Source organism: Micromonospora sp. ATCC 39149, assembly GCF_000158815.1.
Classification (GTDB): Bacteria; Actinomycetota; Actinomycetes; order Mycobacteriales; family Micromonosporaceae; genus Micromonospora.
In genome coordinates, this window is the sequence record NZ_GG657738.1 from 191185 (window position 1) to 191852 (window position 668).

The window sequence follows — 668 nt, forward strand, 5'->3', positions numbered from 1 at the left end:
GGGCGGCGCCGAGGCGGTGCAGGCCACGCACCCGCACCGTGCTCGCCGGTGCCTGCCAGCTCCAGCTCGTCGCCGACGGCCAGCCGGCCGCCACCGAGGGTCCCGGTGACCACGGTGCCGCTGCCGGTGATGGTGAACGACCGGTCCACCCACAGCCGCACCGGCGCGTCGGCCGGCGGGTCGGGCAACCGGGCCGCCAGGCGGTCCAGGGCGGCCCGCAGCCGGGGCAGGCCAGCCCCGGTGACGGCACTGACCGCGACTGCCTCCACGTCACCGAGGCAGGTCGCGACGAGCTGCGCGCGGGCCTGGGCCAGCGCCGGGCCCGGGTCGGCCAGGTCCGCGCGGGTCACCACCAGCAGCCCGTACGCCACGCCGAGCGCGTGCAGCGCGGCCAGGTGCTCGGCCGACTGCGGCATCCAGCCCTCATCGGCGGCGACGACGAACAGCGCGGCCGGGGCGGGGCCAACACCGGCGAGCATGTTCGGCACGAACCGCTCGTGGCCGGGCACGTCGACGAACGCGACGGTGTCCCCGGAGGGCAGCGTGGTCCAGGCGAAACCGAGGTCGATGGTCATGCCCCGGCGGCGTTCCTCGGCCCACCGGTCCGGTTCCATCCCGGTCAGTGCCCGGACCAGGGTCAGACTTGCCGTGGTCGACATGCCCGGCGG

At 76.6% G+C, this 668-nt stretch carries 1 protein-coding gene; it reads right to left on the bottom strand.

The annotated features are described in order from the left end of the window. On the bottom strand, nucleotides 1–659 hold a 659-nt coding region (locus MCAG_RS00855), incomplete at its 3' end, for a GTP-binding protein (protein WP_007071114.1). Between the last annotated feature and the right edge of the window lie 9 nt (nucleotides 660–668).